The sequence below is a fragment of the Xanthomonas sp. BRIP62411 genome, assembly GCF_003993525.1.
GTDB lineage: Bacteria > Pseudomonadota > Gammaproteobacteria > Xanthomonadales > Xanthomonadaceae > Xanthomonas > Xanthomonas euroxanthea.
Genome location: NZ_QEZI01000022.1, coordinates 164,271 through 181,796, shown reverse-complemented (window position 1 = coordinate 181,796; position 17,526 = coordinate 164,271). Strand labels below are relative to the sequence as shown.

At 67.8% G+C, this 17,526-nt stretch carries 17 protein-coding genes; 3 read left to right on the top strand and 14 right to left on the bottom strand.

Features of this window, described 5'->3' with window-relative positions; translation table 11 throughout:
• The first annotated feature begins 38 nt into the window (after positions 1-38).
• Positions 39-1,253 carry a nucleotidyltransferase family protein gene (locus EO139_RS17515; protein WP_126971659.1) on the top strand — a complete coding sequence of 405 codons (1,215 nt, stop codon included), beginning with the start codon at positions 39-41 and terminating at the stop codon, positions 1,251-1,253.
• Between the two features lie 284 nt (positions 1,254-1,537).
• Here the strand turns inward: EO139_RS17515 and EO139_RS17510 are convergent, their stop codons facing one another.
• The 14 genes from EO139_RS17510 to EO139_RS17445 all read right to left on the bottom strand — a co-directional run bounded on the left by EO139_RS17510 (position 1,538) and on the right by EO139_RS17445 (position 15,169).
• The gene (locus EO139_RS17510) at positions 1,538-2,650 is read right to left on the bottom strand and encodes a glycosyltransferase family 4 protein (RefSeq protein ID WP_126971657.1); all 1,113 of its coding nucleotides are present in this window, start codon (positions 2,648-2,650) and stop codon (positions 1,538-1,540) included.
• Positions 2,647-3,777, bottom strand: coding sequence for a glycosyltransferase family 4 protein (locus EO139_RS17505; RefSeq protein ID WP_126971654.1), 1,131 nt, complete (start codon positions 3,775-3,777; stop codon positions 2,647-2,649). The genes EO139_RS17510 and EO139_RS17505 overlap by 4 nt, the downstream gene beginning before the upstream one ends.
• Positions 3,778-3,913: 136 nt before the next feature.
• A complete protein-coding gene (locus tag EO139_RS17500; protein WP_126971652.1) occupies positions 3,914-4,612 on the bottom strand; it encodes a class I SAM-dependent methyltransferase in 699 nt (232 codons plus the stop codon).
• Positions 4,609-5,841, bottom strand: a complete 1,233-nt coding sequence (locus EO139_RS17495) for an amidohydrolase family protein (RefSeq protein WP_164739901.1) — start codon at positions 5,839-5,841, stop codon at positions 4,609-4,611. The genes EO139_RS17500 and EO139_RS17495 overlap by 4 nt, the downstream gene beginning before the upstream one ends.
• Before the next feature lie 12 nt (positions 5,842-5,853).
• Positions 5,854-6,696, bottom strand: coding sequence for a class I SAM-dependent methyltransferase (locus EO139_RS17490; protein ID WP_104582869.1), 843 nt, complete (start codon positions 6,694-6,696; stop codon positions 5,854-5,856).
• Positions 6,697-6,854: 158 nt separating this feature from the next.
• On the bottom strand, positions 6,855-7,706 hold the full coding sequence (locus EO139_RS17485; protein ID WP_104582959.1) for a Wzz/FepE/Etk N-terminal domain-containing protein: 852 nt from the start codon (positions 7,704-7,706) through the stop codon (positions 6,855-6,857).
• Positions 7,707-7,749: 43 nt separating this feature from the next.
• On the bottom strand, positions 7,750-8,883 hold the full coding sequence (locus EO139_RS17480; protein WP_104582960.1) for a hypothetical protein: 1,134 nt from the start codon (positions 8,881-8,883) through the stop codon (positions 7,750-7,752).
• Positions 8,880-9,830: a glycosyltransferase gene (locus tag EO139_RS17475; RefSeq protein WP_126971648.1), complete on the bottom strand. Its 951-nt coding sequence runs from the start codon at positions 9,828-9,830 to the stop codon at positions 8,880-8,882. The genes EO139_RS17480 and EO139_RS17475 overlap by 4 nt, the downstream gene beginning before the upstream one ends.
• Positions 9,827-11,080: an O-antigen translocase gene (locus EO139_RS17470; protein WP_126971646.1), complete on the bottom strand. Its 1,254-nt coding sequence runs from the start codon at positions 11,078-11,080 to the stop codon at positions 9,827-9,829. The genes EO139_RS17475 and EO139_RS17470 overlap by 4 nt, the downstream gene beginning before the upstream one ends.
• A complete protein-coding gene (locus tag EO139_RS17465) occupies positions 11,077-12,189 on the bottom strand; it encodes a DegT/DnrJ/EryC1/StrS family aminotransferase (protein ID WP_104648507.1) in 1,113 nt (370 codons plus the stop codon). The genes EO139_RS17470 and EO139_RS17465 overlap by 4 nt, the downstream gene beginning before the upstream one ends.
• Complete coding sequence (locus tag EO139_RS17460; RefSeq protein ID WP_126971644.1) at positions 12,189-13,121, bottom strand: GNAT family N-acetyltransferase; 933 nt, start codon at positions 13,119-13,121, stop codon at positions 12,189-12,191. Before EO139_RS17460 ends, EO139_RS17465 begins: the two co-directional genes overlap by 1 nt.
• Complete coding sequence (locus EO139_RS17455) at positions 13,108-14,061, bottom strand: hypothetical protein (RefSeq protein WP_115676759.1); 954 nt, start codon at positions 14,059-14,061, stop codon at positions 13,108-13,110. The genes EO139_RS17460 and EO139_RS17455 overlap by 14 nt, the downstream gene beginning before the upstream one ends.
• Positions 14,062-14,063: 2 nt before the next feature.
• On the bottom strand, positions 14,064-14,735 hold the full coding sequence (locus EO139_RS17450) for an acetyltransferase (RefSeq protein WP_126971642.1): 672 nt from the start codon (positions 14,733-14,735) through the stop codon (positions 14,064-14,066).
• A complete protein-coding gene (locus tag EO139_RS17445; RefSeq protein ID WP_104582862.1) occupies positions 14,732-15,169 on the bottom strand; it encodes an FdtA/QdtA family cupin domain-containing protein in 438 nt (145 codons plus the stop codon). Before EO139_RS17445 ends, EO139_RS17450 begins: the two co-directional genes overlap by 4 nt.
• Before the next feature lie 354 nt (positions 15,170-15,523).
• Here EO139_RS17445 and EO139_RS17440 point away from each other — a divergent pair, with 354 nt between their 5' ends.
• On the top strand, positions 15,524-16,090 hold the full coding sequence (locus EO139_RS17440) for a cytochrome b/b6 domain-containing protein (protein ID WP_206515161.1): 567 nt from the start codon (positions 15,524-15,526) through the stop codon (positions 16,088-16,090).
• 83 nt (positions 16,091-16,173) lie between these two features.
• Positions 16,174-17,517: a cytochrome C gene (locus tag EO139_RS17435; protein WP_126971640.1), complete on the top strand. Its 1,344-nt coding sequence runs from the start codon at positions 16,174-16,176 to the stop codon at positions 17,515-17,517.
• The last annotated feature ends 9 nt before the right edge of the window (positions 17,518-17,526 follow it).

Below are 17,526 nucleotides of genomic sequence, written 5' to 3'. Positions count from 1 at the left end.
CGCTTCCCCCCTCACCTCGCCCTTCGGATCACAGCCGCATGCAGCCTTCCCTTCGCACCATCAAGCACGGCCTGCACACGGCCACCGAACGGCTGGCCAGGGAGTTGGCGCAGCCCGGCGCAGCGGTGCCGCAGTGGGACCGGCTGCAATGGCAACTGGCTGCGGCAGCGGCTGCAGCGCATGGCGTGTCGCCGCTGCTGCAACGCCGCTCGTTGTGGCAGGACGCCGACTGGACCGCGTTCCTGAGTGAGCAACGCAACCATGTCGAAGACCGCCATCGGCGCATCGCGCTGTTGCTGGCCCGCATCGACGCGGCAGCGCGTGCGGCCGGCATCGCCCTGGTCGGCCTCAAGGGCACCGCCTTGCATCGGCTCGGCGTCTACCTGCCCGGCGATCGGCCGATGGCCGACATCGATCTGCTGGTGGCGCCGGAAGATGCGCCCGCGGCGGCGGCGCTGCTGTGCGAACTCGGTTACGTGGCCTGCTTCGAACAATGGAAGCACCAGGTGTTCAAGCCGCTGCATGGCGAGGCGGTGGCGGGACTGGGCGAGCATCGCGATGCGCCGATCAATCTCGAGCTGCATACCCGCATCCAGGAACGTCTGCCGCTGCGCAGCGTGGACATCACCGCGTGCATCCTGCCCGAGCGGCCACAGCCGGGATTGAATCCCTACCCGTCGGTCGGCGCGCTGATGTGCCATCTGCTGCTACATGCGGCCGGCGGCATCTGCCACCGCAGCATCCGCCTGATGCATCTGCATGACCTGGCACTGCTGGCCACGCGCATGGGGCCGCGTGACTGGGACCAGTTGTGGGACGACCCGGCCGTGGCGCCATGGTGGGCGCTGCCACCGCTGCTGCTGTTGCAACGTTATTACCGCAGCGTGGTGCCGCCGGCAGTGATGGCGCGGCTGCAGGCCGATTGCCCGCGCCTGCTGCGCATGCGTGCGGCCCGCCAGACCCTGACCACCGCCTCGTGTTCCAACCTGTGGTTGTCGGCCCTGCCCGGCATCGAATGGTCACGCTCGCTGGGCGAGGCGCGACAGTACCTGCGCAATCGCGTGGTGCCGACGGCCGAGAGCCGCAAGGAACGGGCGGACATGCTGCAGACCCAGTTGTGGCTCCAGGGCCAGCCCTGGGTGCGGCAGACCCAGCTGCGCCGGGTGATGACGCGCCTGACCCGGCCGGTGCCGCGCACCGACATGCTGTATGTGGTGCGTGCAGCGCTGGACGGCTATCTGCAGCCGGCCTGAGCGCGGCTGACAGCACTGCTGCGCTCAGCATCAGGTCGGCACGGCCTGCCCGGAGTCGGCAGGTGTCCGCCGCAGCGTCCGAGTCCGGGCGCGCTGCCTGCACCCAGCCATCGGCTGCTCGCAGCAGCTTTGTCGGTGATCGCAGGCCCGCAGCAGGCGCGCAGGCTGGCGCTTGTGCAGCCGATCACCGTTGCGATCACGTCCCCACGTCTTGTTTGGCAGCCTCGTTGCTGCACCACGCGCGTTGCCTTGCGGCTGATGCGATCTGCGTCATTGCGCCGCAGTCAGCGCAGCGACCGCGCCTCGCACAGGTGCCGATACAGCTGTTCGAACAGCCGCGTGGTCAACGCCGCGTCCTCCCGGACCGCACGGCATTGCGCTGCCCAGGCCAGGCGCAAGCGCAGCTCGTCGTCGGCCAAGACCTGGCGGACGGCTTCTGCCAGCCCGGCCCAGTCGCCCGGCGGTACCGCGAGTGCGCACACCGTTGCCCATTCGACCAGGTGCCCGACCGCGGTGCCGACGGTGGGCACACCGGTGACCGCCGCTTCCAGCAGCACCAGCGGCCCGGCTTCGTGCAGGGACGACAGTACCAGCAGGTCGGCCGATTGCATGATCGGGCGCAGCTCGCGCTGGGTCTTGAAACCGAGAAAACGCACCTGCGCGTCCAGGCCGAGCTGTTGCACCAGGCGTTGCATGGCGCCATCCAGCGTATCGACGCCGACCATGTCCAGGGTAAAGGCGACCTCTGCACGTTTGAGCGCTGCCATCGCCTGCAGCAAGGTGGTCTGGTCCTTGACCGGATTGAGGCTGGCCACATGCAGCAAGCGGGCGATGCCACCCGTGCGTGCACGTGGCGCGGCCGGCGGCCAGGCACGCAGATCCACGCCCAACGGCACCCGCTGCGCATGGATGCCGAGCGCCTGCAGCGACGCGAGGATGGGCGCGCTGGCCGCGGTGACGCGGTCGGCCAGGCGCAGGATCACCGCCTCGCGCAGGCGACCGCGCCAACGTCGCCGGCCGCCGTAGCCGATGCCATGCAACGCGACCAGCTCGCCACCGGCGATATGCACCACGCTTGGACGCCGCAACAGCCGTGCCGCGGCGACGGCGACCAGACCGCAATAGCCGGAAAAGATGGCCTGGATCACATCGAACGGAGCACGACGATGTTCGTCGGCAATGGCGGCGATCGCACGCGTGCGGGTGCGGCGCGCGCCGATGTTGTGCACGGTGGCACCACGCAACGCCCAGGTGCCGGGCAGCGGCTCCTGATGCAGCACGAACACATGCACCTGGTGCTGGCGCGCCAGCCATTCGATCAGGGTCAGGAACACCGGGATCACGCGGACCTCGCCGCTGCGATCCACGCCGCCCGGAACCACCAGGGCCAGTTTCATGCGGTTCGCCCTGGCGCGGCGGCCAGCAGCTGGATGTACGCTCGCTTCCAGCGCTGCCCCACGGCGGCAAACGACAGCCGTGCATCGAAATGCGCGCGCACCTGTGCGCGATCGGGGCGTTGCCGGACGACGCGCAGCAGCAGGTCCGCCAGGGCCGAGGCATCGCCGACCGGCCACAACGCGCCGACCGCCCCGCCATCGCTGAGCGCACGGAAGGACGGGATATCGGTCAGTAGCGGCAACGTGCCACAGGCATAGGCTTCCAACGCGGCATAACCGCAGCTTTCCGCGTGGCTGGCGGAGACGAACAGGTCGCAGGCACGCAACAGGGTTTCCACGCGGGCATGCGGCACCCTGCCCAGCAGTTGCACGCAGCGTGCAAGCAGCGGATCGGCGCGCAGGCGCTGCCGTACCTGCTCCAGCAACGGCGCCTGGTCGAACACGCACCACAGCCGCAGCCCCGGTAACACGCGGGCGGCCATGGCGACGGCATCGAGCACGCACAACGGATCCTTGGCCGCGCTCAGGTGCCCGACCCACAACACGCAGGGGTCGCCATGCAGACAGGTCTGCTCGCGTGCCTGCAGGCGATCGCCCGGCGAAAAGCGGCTGCTCGATTCGGGAACCGCAAACAGCTGCGTCTTTGCCTTGAACAGGCGCGCCTGGACGAACGGCTGCGCCATCTCCTGCGCGGTGAACGCGATCCCGGCGGCGGCCGCGTAGCGAAGGCGCCACACACTGCGCGCCCACCAGCGCGGCGGGCGGTTGGCGTGATCCTGCAGCAGGATCGGCGTCTGCGGCAGCAGGCGGGCGAGACGGCGCGCATCGCCGGCAAATTCCAGGCCGTGGATGTGGATCACATCGGCGCCGATCTCGCGCAGCATCGCAGCAAGCAGGACGGCGCGCTGCGCACTGCCGCGCGCGCCGAGCTCGACGAAGCGGTAATCCACGCCCTGGCGAGTGCGCCGCAAGTTCAGTGCAGAAGCCTGGACCACAGATACGCGTACCCCGGCGCTGGCGACGGCCTCGGCGATATCGGCCAGCGATGGCCACTGCGCGAACACCTGCTCGGCAGTCAGGCCGGCGGGAGTCGGCAGCAGATTGAGCTGCGCCACCTGCAGGCTCATGGCACCGACCGCGCCCGGATTGCATGCCCTGCCATGCTGACCAGGCCACGTGCCGCGCACTGCACCGCGCGCAAACGGCACCGCTCGCCTGCCACCGAGATGCTGCATGCACACGCCACCATGGCCAGTACGTTGGTCACGCGATGCGCCGCAGCCGCAGCACCAGCGCGACCGGCACCCGCAGCGCGGCCTGATCGAAGCGCGCGCCGGGCGCGATGTCGGCCGGGTCCAGCATCGGCTCGGCCACCGCTTCGATCTCCATGCCCAGTGCCACGCAGGCCGCATGCCAATGGCTGTAGAGATGTTGCGTATGCCGCACCGCGTACTGCCGGCCGTTGGCCTTGAAGTCGCGTTGCCAGCCCAGCGCATGGCCGATGGGGTGCACGTCGCTGCACAGCACCAGGCCGCCGACGCGGGTGACGCGGTGCAGTTCTTCCAGCGCCGTCCATAGCTGCTGCAGATGGCCGACCACCAGACCGCAGACGCTGAGATCGGCCACTGCGTCGCCCAGCGGCAGCTGCTCCAGGCTGCCCTGCTGCAGGCGCATGCGTGCCGATGGCCAGTCCTGCGCCAGCTCGGCGCGCGCACGCTGCAGCATCTGCGGCGACAGATCCACGCCGGTCAACTGCAGCGCGCCACGCCGCAAGGCATGCAGCATGTAGCGCCCGCTGCCGCAGCCGGCGTCGAGCACGTGCTGGCCCTGCAACACGTTCGGCATCAACGCGAGCATGGCGCGCTCTTCGGCCAGCATCACCGGGTTGTGCGCGTGCGGCGGATACGCCTGCGCCCACAGCGCATACGCCGCTGCCGGCTCGAGGATCGGTACTGCGCTCACGACACCGCACCGCTGGCGGCCATGGCGACGCCGGGCTGGCGCGCAGGTTGGTGTGCAGGCTGGGGCACGCGCTGCAGGCCGGGTTCCAGTGCCAGGACCGCCGGATCGGCCAGCGTGGCGTCGAGCAGCTTGGGGCGTCCGTCCAGCAGCACCGGGACGGTGCGGATGCCGGCCGCGTCGAACCAGTCGGCAAAATCCGGGTCGGCGATGCGCGGCGCGCCATCACGTATCACCGCACGCAGATCACTGCGTGCGCAACCCACCACGCTGAGCGCGGGGTCGCCACCGCGGTCGCGCACGATCACCAGGTCCGCCGCCGCCCCCGGCGCCAGGCGTCCACGCGTGGCCATGCGCAGGATGCGCGCCGACTGATGGGTGACCAGGCCGAGCAGCAGATCCGCGGCCAACCCGCTGCTGGCAGCGATGCGCAGTTCTTCCAGCAGATCGCGCGCGCCGCTGACGCGCGAATCGTTGCCCAACGCGAGCCGGCCCGCCATGCACAGGCGCCAGGGGTCGAGCGTGCGGCCCAGCAGCGCACGGTTGCTCGATGGGCACCACACCACCGCCGCGCCACGTGCGATCACCCGCTCGATGTCGCGTTCGCCCATGCCCACGCCGTGGATCAGCACGCTGTTGGGTGCCAGGCAACCAAGCCGGTCCAGTTCTTCCAGTTCGGCGGCCGCCACCGCATCGGTGCCTTCGGCCAGATGGATCATCCAGGGATGCGCGGGCGAGGTTGCGGCAAAACTGCCCTGCACCGGTGGGCCATAGCCGGTCCACCCCAGCGCATAGCTCCAGCCGAACTCGCGCAGCAGGCCAACCGGAAAGCCGGGCTCGTCCAGCGTGGCGTGCCACGGGTCGTGCTGGGCCACGCAGGTGACGCCGGCCAGCAGGTTCTTCAACCCACCATGACGCAGACGCACCGGCTTGGGCACACGCAGGGCAGCGGCCACGTCGGGATGCCGGAAATGCGCCTGGAACGCCTCGATCCACGCATAGCTGTTGGGAAACACCGCGCACTGCGGCAGCGGCGGCACGCAGTTGACCTGCAGATGCTCGTGCGCATTGATCAGGCCGGGCGCCAGCACATGCCCCTGCAGGTCCAGGCGCAGGCTGCCGGTGCCGAGCGTGCCGCCGAAGCGCCCTGCGCGGATGGTCAACGGCGCGCGCGACGGGCCCGCCAGGGTGATCGCGCGCGCGCCCTGCAGGCAGACATCGGCCATGGACATCGGCATCTCCACTCAGCGCTTGCGCAGCACGATCAGGAAGTGGTCGCCCATGTCGCGCAGCAGCGGCAGCCCGCCCAGGCGGTCGTCGCACCGGCCCAGACGCTCGGACAGGCGCGGATGCCGTTCGCAGAAATCCACCAGGTACGGCGGCGGCAGGAACAGGCTCAAGGCGCGATAGCGGTCCAGCACGAAGTGCTTGGCGAAGGCGCGGTAGAACTCGCGCGGCAGGTGGTACCAGGTCCAGATGGTGTGGCCGTTCATGCCCACGGCGGTGACCCCGCGCGCGGCCCGCACCGCGGCGCGCCTGAACCGCCCGCGCACGCTGTAGTGGCCGATTTCCCAGGGGCAGATGCGCCCGATCACCGAGAACACCAGGCAGCCATCGGCGCGCAGCAGGCGCGCGCATTCGGCCGCCACCGCCGGGAGATCCGGCGCGCAATTGAGCGGGCCGAAGTTGGAATACATGCCGTCGAAGCTGCCCTCCAGCTGGTCCAGCTGCTGGATGCCGACATGGGCGGCGCTCAGGCGCTCTTCCAGGCCTTGCGTGGCCGCGCGCTGGCGGGTGCGCTCGACCATTGCCGGCGACCAGTCGGTGGCCAGCACGCGGTAACCGCGACGTGCGAATTCGCCGGCATCCAGGCCGGTGCCGCACCCCAGGTCCACCAGCCGCGAGCCCACCGGCAACTCGGCCGCGACCGTGTCCCACAGCGTGGTGCGCATACGCTGGATCAGCGCGTTGTTGCCGCGTGGGCCGTCGTAGTCCGGCGCCACGCTGTCGAACGCGCGTTGCGTCTCCAGCAGGCGCTCCGGGGCCACCGTGCCACCGCGCGCCGCATGCTCATTGGCCACCGACATGCGCAGCCTCCCACCCCGATCCAGCTGTTCTCACCACACTCTCCAGGCGCGACACCGCCGACGCGGCATCGCTTGATTGACCGGTGAGTGCCGCGTGCCGACGGTTTGGTTGCAGCGTCGGGCAGCGATGTCCACCGTGCCGCGCGCCGCGGCGCGGCTCAGCCGGCAGTCTGCGGCGCGGCGCCGGTACGCCGCCGCCAGGCATTGCGCAATACCGCAGCCAGCACCGCCAGCCCTGCCCCGCCGAGCAAACCGGCAGCCCAGGCGGTGACGGCATTCGGAAACGCCTGCTGCTCGGGTACGTACAACGGCCATGCCAGCGAGGTCTGATAGGTATAGCGCGTGGTCAGGCGGGCAACCAGATCGTCGCGCTCGCTCTTCAATGCGCGCACGGTGGCGTTGCTGTCGGTCAGCAGCACGCCCGCCAGGACCTGGGCCGGGGTCGCCGCAGCGGCGCCCTGCCCGGCCTGCACCTGCTGCTGCAGTTGATCGCGGTTGCGGGTGGCCACGCGCAGATCGTCGGTCAGGCCCTGCAGGCGCGTGCGCGCCAGTGCGAGCGCCACTGCGTTGGTGTCACCGTGCAGGCCCTGCAAGGCGCTCACCGTCGCCAGCGCCAGGCTGCGCGCCTGCGCCGACGATTCGGCCCGGATGGTCACCCCGATCAGGTTGGCATACGGGTCCGGATCCGGCTTGAGGCTGCCGCGATACAACTGCGCCGCGCGGCTTTTCAGCGGCACGCCAGCCTGGCGCAACACCGCGTCCTGGAACAGCCGCGTCTTCATGCGATCGATCACGCGCTGGAACGGTTCGACCTTGGGATCGCGCCCGGCCGGCGTGGGGCCGATCTCGCCGACCTGGATCCAGGCGGTGGCTTCCCACTGCGGCCTGGCCAGGCGGGTAAAGGCAACGGTCAGTGCAAGCACCACCACCAGCGCGGCCAGCGCCCAGCGCCATTCGCGACGCAGGATGCGCCACAGGTCGATCAGATAGATGTCGTCGTGTTGAGTCATGGTGCACCGGCTCTGGAACATGTGAAAACGAAGCTGCCGCGCATTACGCAGCAGCGGTGGGTGCGGCATTGCGGTTGGGCAGCAGCACCGTGCCGGCATGCAGCACCAGGCACAGCGCGATGAAGCCGAAATTGGTCCAGGTGAAGGCCTGCGGCGCGAACGGCGACATCAGGCAGGCATAGGCGATGCGCAGGAAGATCAGCACATGGAAGATCGACAGGCAGCTGTCGAGCAGGCGCACGCTCCACACCAGCCCTGCATACAACGCCAGCAGCGCCAGCAACGCACCCGGCGCGCCCCAGGCCATCAGGAACGGGAAGAATTCGGTTCCCACATTGATATTGGGGGCATCCAGCGGGATGCCGGTGCCGGCGGTGGCGATCGAGCCACTGAACGGCACCAGCTGATTGACCAGGAAGCTGGCGTTGACATACCCCTTTGCCAGGATCGCGCCGAAGTTGTACGGCCCGGCGCTGATGTACAGCAGCAACCACTGCACGCCCTGCGGCATGGCGCGATACACGGCACTGAACGGCAGGGCGACCGTGGCCAGCGAGCCGGAACGCAGTGCGCCGAGGATGGAAAACACCCCGCCGCCGGCCAGCACCAGCAGGCCGATGGTCTTCCAAGGCAGGCGGCGCGCCGGGTCGCGGCGCAACAGCATCACCAGCACGAACGAAAACAGCCCGGCAAAGATGCGGTTGCGGTCGATCACCATGATCGGGAACACGAATCCCAGCACCACCATCGCCGCGCGCAGGCCGCGATGACGCACGCACAGCAGCGCGATCGGCGGCAGGATCCAGCACATGTTGGAGATGTGCCGCACATGCGCGCGCAACGGGCTCAAGGTGGCATACGAGGACGGATCGCTGAACAGCGGAACCGGAAACAGCGCCACATCCACGATGCAGAACACCGTCACCACCGCCGCCAGCGTCATCACCACGAACGCGTCGCGGGTGCCGGCATAGCGGTAGGCGCGAAAGCGCTCCACCGCAGGCAACTGTATGCGCAGCATGGCGTCCAGCACGCAGGTCGCAGCGGCGGCGATGGCCAGCAGCGCGATGCCATCCGCATAACCGCCGGGCAAGCTGTAGGTCAGCAGCGTCAGCGCGCAGCTGAGCAGCATCGGCAGTGCCAGATAGGTCGCCGGCCGGCGTAATAGCGTGCTCATGCCGGCTTCGCTGCGCCGCGCGCCTGCCCGGGCCGCCACCTGGCTGGCAGCGACGACCAGGCATAGGCGAGCAGGTGCCCGACCACCCTGTGCGGCCGGCGCTGCAGGAAGGCCACCTTGGCCGCGATGTAGTGCGCTTGCGCGCGCAGCAAGCTGCGCTCGGGCGCGTCGAACAACTCCGCACAGCGCACTGCCACCTGACGCGATTCGCTCAAGTTGGCAATCCGCGTGCGCACGTCCGCGGTCTTGCTGAGATTGCTGCCGTGCAGGCGGTAGGCACACACTGGCACGTCGATAAAGCCCAGCGCATCACGTGCGGCCAGGCGCAGGAAAAAGTCCCAGTCTTCGATCCGCAACGATTCGTCCCAGCCGGCGCGCGCATCGAAGGCACTGCGGCGCAGCAACGCCACTGCGCCGCCGACCGCCCATTGCTGGATCACCGCACGGCGGATGCCGGACGCGGAGCGGTACAGATCGACATCCACCCGATGCAGGTCACGCATGGCGCTGGCGTGCAGTAGTTGCCCATGCTGATCGACCACGCAGGCATCGCCAATCACGGCCAGCTTCTGCGGATGCGCTCGCAGGTAGCGCACCTGTGCGTCCAGCCCGCCGGCCAGCAGATAATCGTCGCTTGCGCCCAGCCGCAGGTAATCGCCCCGCGCGCGCAGCGCCAACTCGTTGAGTGTAGCCGCCACACCGCGATTGGCGCGCTGGACGAACTGCACCGGCAGCCGGTGGCCGTGGGAAGCGATCCACTGCACGATCTTCTCGCCGGTCGCGTCGCTGGAGCCATCGTCGATGATGACCAGTTCCTTACACGGGTACGGGTCTTCCAGCACGCTGTCCAGGCAGCGTTGCACGAAGCGTTCGTGGTTGAAGGCCGGAATCAGCACCGACACCAACGGCCAGCGCGCACGCCGCGTGGGACGGGTGGAATCGCTCATGCCGGCTGCACCAGATAACGACGCACCACCACGATGTTGAACAGTAGATACAGCACATAGTTGGCGACGAAGGCATACATCGCACCGATCAGCCCCCACTGGGCGGTGAACAGGTACACCAGCGCCAGGTAGCTGGCGGCAAACACGCATTCGGAGATCACGAACAGCCGTGTCATCGCCTTGGCCAGCATTACGTACGACAGCACGAAGGCCGCGATCTTGATCACATCGCCCAGCAACTGCGGGGCATATAGCGGCGTGGCCTGGGCAAACCGGGCGTCAAACAACAGCCAGGTCACCCAATCGCGACTCACATACACGCCCAGCGCCATGACGATCACCGCCGGCATCACATGGCGATACGCGGTCCGCAGCTCGCGCCCGAGCGCTGCGCGCTGCTGCAGCGATGCCAGCTTGGGCAGGTAATACACGTTGATGGCGGTGGTGAAGAACAGCAAATACGCATCCGACACCCGGCTCACCGCCTGCCAGTAACCCACCTGCTGCCAGCCGAACTGCAGCGCCAGATGGTCGCGCACCAGGATGGCCACCAGTTGCGGCACCAGCGTGGCGGTCAGCGTCATCACCGAGAAGGCCGCCAGCCTGCGCGTCATCTGCGCATCGAAGCGCATGCGCAACATGTCGCGCCGAAAATAACGGCTGCGCCGCAGCGCCGGCACGCCGGCCAGCAACCACAGCACCTGGCCCAGCACCAGCGCCAGCAATGCGCCCTGCAACTGTGCCCGGCTGGACAACCATGCCACCAGTACCACGCTCAGCACTGCGCCGCTGACCTGCACCAACGCCAGGCGGCGCACGTCCATGAAGCCGTTGATCACCGCCAGGATGTAGTTGACCAGTGCAATGCCCAGCTGCGCCACGGCCACCACGCAGATCAGCGGCCGGTACGCCGCATCGCCGAGCAGGCGCTCGGCGATGGCGCCACTGAACAGCAACGCCAGCACCGCCATCACGCAAGCTGCGCAGAAGGCGTACCACAGCGCCGCGCTGAGCAGACGTGCCAGCGCAGCGGCATCGTCGCGATATTCGGCCACGTACTTGACGATGCCCGCGCTGATGCCGCCACCTGCCAGCACCGCCAGCACCGACATCAGATTGAGGAACTGGCCCAGGCGGCCGACCCCTTGCGGGCCGGCGTACACCGCCACCAGCTTCACCACCACCAGCGCGGCCAGCAGCTTGGCCAGCGTCGCAACGCCGGTGTAGGCGCTGCTGCGCACGAGATTCATGCAGCGGTGCCGAACGACTGGCATGCGGCAATCACACGCGCAACCGAGGCATCGTCCAGCGCAGGCCCCATCGGCAGGCTCAGCACCTCGCGGTGCAGCCGCTCGCTCACCGGCAGGCAGGCATCGCCCAAGGTGGTGTAGGCCGGCTGCCGGTGCGGCGGCACAGGGTAATGGATCTGGGTCTGGATGCCCGCGCGCAGCAGATGCGCCTGCAAGGCATCGCGCTGGGTGCTGCGCACCACGAACAGATGCCAGACGTGCTGCGCCTCGGCCACCACCGTGGGCAGCGTGATCAAGGGGTTGTCGATGCCGTGCAGGTAGCGCTGCGCCACCGCGCGGCGGCGGGCGATCTCATCGTCCAGATAGCCCAGCTTGACCCGCAGGAACGCCGCCTGCATCTCGTCCAGCCGTGAATTCACGCCCTGGCAGAGGTGGTGATATTTCACCTGCGAACCATAATTGCGCAGCGCGCGTATACGCTCGGCCAGGCGCGCATCCGAGGTCACCACCGCGCCAGCATCGCCGAGCGCCCCGAGGTTCTTGGTCGGGAAGAAACTGAAGGCCGCCGCATCGCCGAAGGCACCGGCACGGCGCCCCTGCGCGCTGGCGCCATGCGCCTGCGCGGCATCCTCGATCAGCAGCAGCCCGTAGCGATGCGCCAGCGTCTGTAGCGCCGGCATGTCGACCAACTGCCCATACAGATGCACCGCCATGATGGCGCGCGTCCGCGGACCGATCGCCTTCTCCACGCTGGCCGGATCAATGTTGAAGGTCGCAGGGTCCGGCTCCACCGGCACCAGCACCAGGTGGTTCTGGCTGATCGCCAGGAAGGTGGCGATGAAGGTGTTGGCGGGCACGATGATTTCATCGCCCTCGCGCAACACGCCCAGCTCGCGATAGCCGCGCAGGATCAGCGACAACGCATCCAGCCCGTTGCCCACACCCACCGCCTGCGCCGCGCCGCAGTAACTGGCGAATTCTTCCTCGAATGCGGCCAGCTCCTGCCCGAGCACATACCAGCCGGCATCGATCACCCGCGCCGCAGCAAGCTTCAGCGCATCGGCATAGCGCGCATTGACCGCGCGCAAATCCAAGAACGGCACATCCATTACAGCATCCACCGATAGAAGTCCTGTACCACGGCACGCGCGCCGAAGCGCTCCTTTTGTTCGACCAAACCGTCGTTGAGCACCCGGCCAGCCTGTTCGGTCGAACTACCGAAGCTGAAGTAATAGCGCTGCGCATACACCTGGGTGATCAGTTCGGCCAGCAGCAGGCTCAGCGCATCCAGCTGGCGACCGCGCGCGGAGACCGCCAGATACTGGGTATGCACGCTGCGACCGAAATCCAGCACCAGCGCTGCCGCCAACAGCTCCCCGTCGGCACGCGCCTCGTGCAGCACGATCTGCTGCGGAAACCGGTGTTGCAGCAATTGCAGCTCGTCCAGCCGATGGGTCGGCGCCACCTGATGCCGCTGCAATACCTGGGTCAGCAGGGCATGAAATTCGTCGAGCCCGGTACCGACCCGGATCTGTACACCGGCCTTGCCCGCCTTGACCAGCGACCGTCGGCGTTCGGCACTGAACGCAAACGGCTCGCGCAATGCAATTGCCGACGACAGATCGCGCCGGTACAGCTGGGCGCCCACGCGATGCAGGGCATACAGGTCCTCTTCGGCCGGATACGCGTGAAAGATATGCGGCACCGGCTTGTACACGAGTTCGCGCACCCCGTGCGCGCGGTAGTGCGCGGCGATCTGTTCGAAGACCTGCAAGGTGGCGCCCGCGCGCAAGGCCCGCGACGACAGCAGGCCCGCATAGCTCAGGCCGGCGTGGCTACTGACGCAGTCGCCTTCCAGGTTCGCCGGCAACACCGCCACCACTTCGCCACCGCGCTCGATCAGCAATGACGCATCCACGAAGCGGTCGGCGTGATAGTCCATGTAGCCGCGTCGATGCAGGACATTGCCATTGCGCGAGGACGCCACCAGTGCATCCCAGGCAGGCGCATCACTGGCCTGGTACGGCCTAACCGAAAACATGGCGCCCCTGCAGCTCCGACGGCAACACGGCATCAGCCAGGCCGAAGCCGGCCTGCCCCATTGCATTGCCGTTGTAGAACATCAACACCCGATCATGCTGCTGGATCAAGGCCGGATAACAGAGCGTGTGCGCATCCCAGCCGTGCTCGGACAGCTGCAGCCCCAGTTGACTGTCATCGCGCTGCCACTGCACGCCGTCGCCACTGAACGCGACACCCGGGAAGTAGCCACCGTGGGTGTCGCCGCGGGTGAAATACATCAGATAGCGCCCGCCCAGGCGATACACGCGTGGACGGCCGATGCGGTATTCGTCGCCCTGCGGACGCAGGCACACCACATCCTCGGCAGGGAGATGGCGCAGATCCTCGGTCTCCGCATAGCGGATGTGGTAGCGCGGATACGGCTGGCCGCCGATGGTTTCCCAATCGTCGCCCACCGCATACCACAGCCGCCACCGCCCATCCTCGAAACGTGCCGAATGCACCGCGGCAATCGTGCTGCGGCCGGGGGCGCGATCCAGCAGCGGGGTGTCCTGCCGGCGCTCAAAACGCTCGCCGCCATCGCGGGACACCGCAAGCCCGGTGAAGGCCAGGAACTTGGCCTTGGCCACACGCTGAAAACCGACGTAGAACATGTACAGCCCATCCGGCCCGGCCACGACATCGCCCAGAATCATGCCGTTGTCGTCGAAACAGCCATCGCGGCCGATATCCAGCACCGGCTGCCGGCTCACGCCGACGATCTGCGTCGGCGCATCGGCGCGCACGTCCACATAGCCGATCCGGCTCACCCCCTGTGCATCGCGAAAGCCTGCATAGACCCGCAGCACCTGCGCCGACAGCCGGTGCGGCGTCGGCGTCAGCGCGGCGTGCTGCATCCAGCCGCCCACGCCATCGCGCGCGACATCGAAGACCAGGCCGCGCTTGGTCCAGGCAAACATGCTCACAGCGCCACGTCGAAGCTAGACCTGCCGGCCACCGCGCGCGCCGGCGAGCCCACGTAGACGCGCTCGGGTTCGGTATGCCGGGTGACCAGCGCGCCGGCACCGATGATGTTGTCCGCGGCAATGCGCACCTTGTCGCTGAGCGTGGCGTTGACACCGATGAAGCTGCCGCGGCCGATCTCGCAATAGCCGGAAATCACCGCGTGCGAGGCGATGAAGACATTGTCCTGCACCACGGTGCGGTGACCGATATGGTTGCCGCTCCACAGGATGCAGTTGTCGCCGATCCGGGTGAACGGCTGGATGACATTGCCCTCGAAGAGGAAACAGTTGGCGCCGATCTGCGCATTGCGCCAGACGAACGCACGCGAACTGACGTAGCTGGCGCAGCGATAGCCGCGCCGCAGCATGTCCTGAAAAAAGCGCGTCCGCAGGCGGTTGAGCCGCGTGGCCGGGATGGCCACGAAGACCTCGTACTGCGCGGGCGGATAACGCTGTTCGAGCTCCTCAAAGGCCACCACCGGCAGCTCGGCCAGCGTGGGCCGCAGCAGGAAGTCGCGCTCCACGCTGAAGGCCGCCACGGTGTAGTCGCTGTCGTGCTGAAAATACTCGCAGGCGATCTGCGCAAACTCGCCTGCGCCAATGATCACCAGTGGCTTGTGCACGCTCATGCTTCCAACCTGCGTGCTTCCAGGCCGCTGCCAGCGCGCGCCTCGCTGAGGAACTGGTCGTAGTCCAGAATGTAGTCGGCGGGATCGTAGAACTGGTCGGCCAGCACCATCAGCACGCAGTCGGGGCTGAAGCGATGCAGGTCGCGCCACACCATGCGGCCGAGCAGCAGGCCCTGCGATGGATCGTCCAGCACCACTTCCTGCTGGCCGTGGCCGTCGCCCTGATCCAGCAGGATCGTCACCGAGCCATGCAAGGCCACCGCCAGCTGGTTGAGCTGACGGTGTGCATGCTGTCCGCGATGGACGCCGTTGCGGGTGCCGAACAGGTAATACACGCGACGTATCTCGAACGGGACATTGCGCTGCTGCTCCAACGAAATGAGCAGTCCGCGATCGTCGCCGTGGGTATGCAACTGGATGCGTTCGATGGCCATGATCGGAAGGGCGTAACCGCTGACTGCACGTAGTGCGACATGCCTGAGTGCGCCGGGATGCGCGAAAGGTTGCGCGTGGTCACGGCACTGCGAAGCCAGGTGCGCACAAGCGCAGTTGCGCACGCCGCAGCACCGCGATGTGCGGCGCATGCGAGCGAAATGCCGACTGCAACGCAACCTTTCTCCGACATCGCCGCACATATCGGTGCACGTTCACCTGGCCGCCGTTCGGCCGGCGTGGGGAGCCAGGCCTGGCAGCGCACTGCCGGAACCAACGACCACCACCGGAAGACAGATCAGATGAGTCCATCCCCCCAGCCGCCCGCCAGCGCGTCCGCCAGCGGCGCAGGCCCCATGCCGCTGCCGGAACAGGCGCCCGCAGCAGCGCGCGTGCTGCCGCTGCCAACTTCCATGCGTGTCCTGCACTGGCTTACCGTGCTGTGCCTGGCCATGGCGGCCACGCTGATCCTGCTGCGCGCCGAACTGGATGGCCGCGCACTGCGCCAGTGGCTGCTGGAAGGTCACCGCCACTTCGGCCTGTTGGTCCTGGTGTTGTTCGCCTTGCGGGTCGGTTTGCGGTTGCGCCTGCGCACGCTGCCACCCGGCCCGCCCGCCTCGCTGCCGATGCGCCTGGCCGCTGGTACCACGCATGTGACGATGTACGGGCTGATGCTCGCGTTGCCGTTGCTGGGCTGGGCGCTGAGCGGTGCCTTCGGCAAGACGGTGTATTTCTTCGGCATCCCGCTGCCCGCGTTGGTCGCACCCGATGGTGACCTCGGCGACACCCTGGGCATGTGGCACTTGAATGCCGCCTGGGCGCTGCTGGCGCTGGTGCTGCTGCATATCGGCGCCGCGCTCTGGCATCACCTGGTCTTGCGCGACGGCCTGCTGCGTCGCGTGCTGCCGGGCAAGCGCGCATGAGCCACCGCATGCCGCCCTCTGTGACCCGTTTCCTCGCCCGTTCCCGCACCGCTGCATCCCGCACTGTCGAACAAGGACTTTCCATGCCTGCTCCCCAGCCCGCTCCGCGTCGCACCGCCCCGCGTCCCGCCTCCCTGACGTCCTTGTTGTGCGTGTCCGGCCCGTTGCTGCTGCTGGCCAGCACGCACGCCCAGGCGATCCCCTCGTTCGCGCGCCAGACAGGCTCGTCCTGCGCGGATTGCCACATCGGTTCCTACGGCCCGTCGCTCACGCCTTACGGCATGCGCTTCAAGCTTGGCGGCTTCACCGATACCAATGGCGAAGGCACCAAGATTCCGGTGTCCGGCCAGCTGACCTGGGCGCGCAACAATCCCAGCCGCGGCGACAGCACCGCGCGGCTGACCCAGGCCGACCTGTACCTGGCCGGCCGGGTCAACGACAACATCGGCGGCTACTCCAAGATCCGCTCCAACAACAGCGGCAACGCCACCTTCGATACGCGCCTGGACGATGTGGACCTGCGCTTTGTCAGCAAACCGTTCCAGATGGCCGGCAAGGACACCATGCTCGGCGTCAGCGTCAACAACAATCCGGGCATTTCCGACCCGGTGCATGTGTTGCCGAATGCGTCCACCCTGACGCCGGCATCCAATGGCGGCGCGTCCACCATGCTCAGCTCCTCGTCCCTGTCCAACCGCGTCATCGGTGCCAGCGTGTACGGGCTGTACGACAAGAACTGGTACGGCGAAGTGGGCAGCTACAGCGCGTTGTCGCCCTCGGCGCAGGATCGGCTCGGCTGGCCGATCAATGGCGACCCGGGCAAGCTCAGCGACACCAGCTATGCACGTCTTGCTTACATGAAGGACATGAAGCGCCAGTTCTTCTCGGTGGGCCTGACCGCGCTCAACACGCGCCGCCAGCGTCCGCGCACCGGGCCCAGCGATGACCTCACCGATCTCGGCTACGACCTGACGTATCAATTCCTCGGCACCCGCGAACACGTGCTGTCGCTGGCTTACGTCAACATCTACGAGCGCCGCAGATACGGCAGCCCGCTGGTTCCGTCCGACCCGACCATGCCCGCACTCGACCGTGGCAGCGTGCGCGACCAGACCATCAGCATGAACTACGCGTTCAAGCAGACCTACGGCGTGCTGGCCGCGCACATGATCAACACCGGTTCGTTCGATGCAGCGCGTTATTCGCCGGTCGGCATCCCCGACACCACCAGCAATCTGATCCTGGTGTACTGGAGCCCGTTCGGGCGCGAAGGCACCTACACCACCAATGCCAACCTGCGCGTGTCGGCTGGCTGGTTCCGCTTCGACAAGTTCAACGGCAGCACCTCCAACGTGTTCCGCGGACCGCCGATCACCAATCCGCGCGACCTCGACAGCTTCACGCTGTCGGTGAACCTGGCGTTCTGATTTCCCCTG

Coding starts and splice junctions, on each gene's coding strand:
- EO139_RS17515 (WP_126971659.1), top strand. CDS start 39: ATGCAGCCTTCCCTTCGCACCATCAAGCACGGCCTGCACACGGCCACC.
- EO139_RS17510 (WP_126971657.1), bottom strand. CDS start 2,650: ATGAAACTGGCCCTGGTGGTTCCGGGCGGCGTGGATCGCAGCGGCGAG.
- EO139_RS17505 (WP_126971654.1), bottom strand. CDS start 3,777: ATGAGCCTGCAGGTGGCGCAGCTCAATCTGCTGCCGACTCCCGCCGGC.
- EO139_RS17495 (WP_164739901.1), bottom strand. CDS start 5,841: ATGTCCATGGCCGATGTCTGCCTGCAGGGCGCGCGCGCGATCACCCTG.
- EO139_RS17490 (WP_104582869.1), bottom strand. CDS start 6,696: ATGTCGGTGGCCAATGAGCATGCGGCGCGCGGTGGCACGGTGGCCCCG.
- EO139_RS17485 (WP_104582959.1), bottom strand. CDS start 7,706: ATGACTCAACACGACGACATCTATCTGATCGACCTGTGGCGCATCCTG.
- EO139_RS17480 (WP_104582960.1), bottom strand. CDS start 8,883: ATGAGCACGCTATTACGCCGGCCGGCGACCTATCTGGCACTGCCGATG.
- EO139_RS17475 (WP_126971648.1), bottom strand. CDS start 9,830: ATGAGCGATTCCACCCGTCCCACGCGGCGTGCGCGCTGGCCGTTGGTG.
- EO139_RS17470 (WP_126971646.1), bottom strand. CDS start 11,080: ATGAATCTCGTGCGCAGCAGCGCCTACACCGGCGTTGCGACGCTGGCC.
- EO139_RS17465 (WP_104648507.1), bottom strand. CDS start 12,189: ATGGATGTGCCGTTCTTGGATTTGCGCGCGGTCAATGCGCGCTATGCC.
- EO139_RS17460 (WP_126971644.1), bottom strand. CDS start 13,121: ATGTTTTCGGTTAGGCCGTACCAGGCCAGTGATGCGCCTGCCTGGGAT.
- EO139_RS17455 (WP_115676759.1), bottom strand. CDS start 14,061: ATGTTTGCCTGGACCAAGCGCGGCCTGGTCTTCGATGTCGCGCGCGAT.
- EO139_RS17450 (WP_126971642.1), bottom strand. CDS start 14,735: ATGAGCGTGCACAAGCCACTGGTGATCATTGGCGCAGGCGAGTTTGCG.
- EO139_RS17445 (WP_104582862.1), bottom strand. CDS start 15,169: ATGGCCATCGAACGCATCCAGTTGCATACCCACGGCGACGATCGCGGA.
- EO139_RS17440 (WP_206515161.1), top strand. CDS start 15,524: ATGCCGCTGCCGGAACAGGCGCCCGCAGCAGCGCGCGTGCTGCCGCTG.
- EO139_RS17435 (WP_126971640.1), top strand. CDS start 16,174: ATGCCTGCTCCCCAGCCCGCTCCGCGTCGCACCGCCCCGCGTCCCGCC.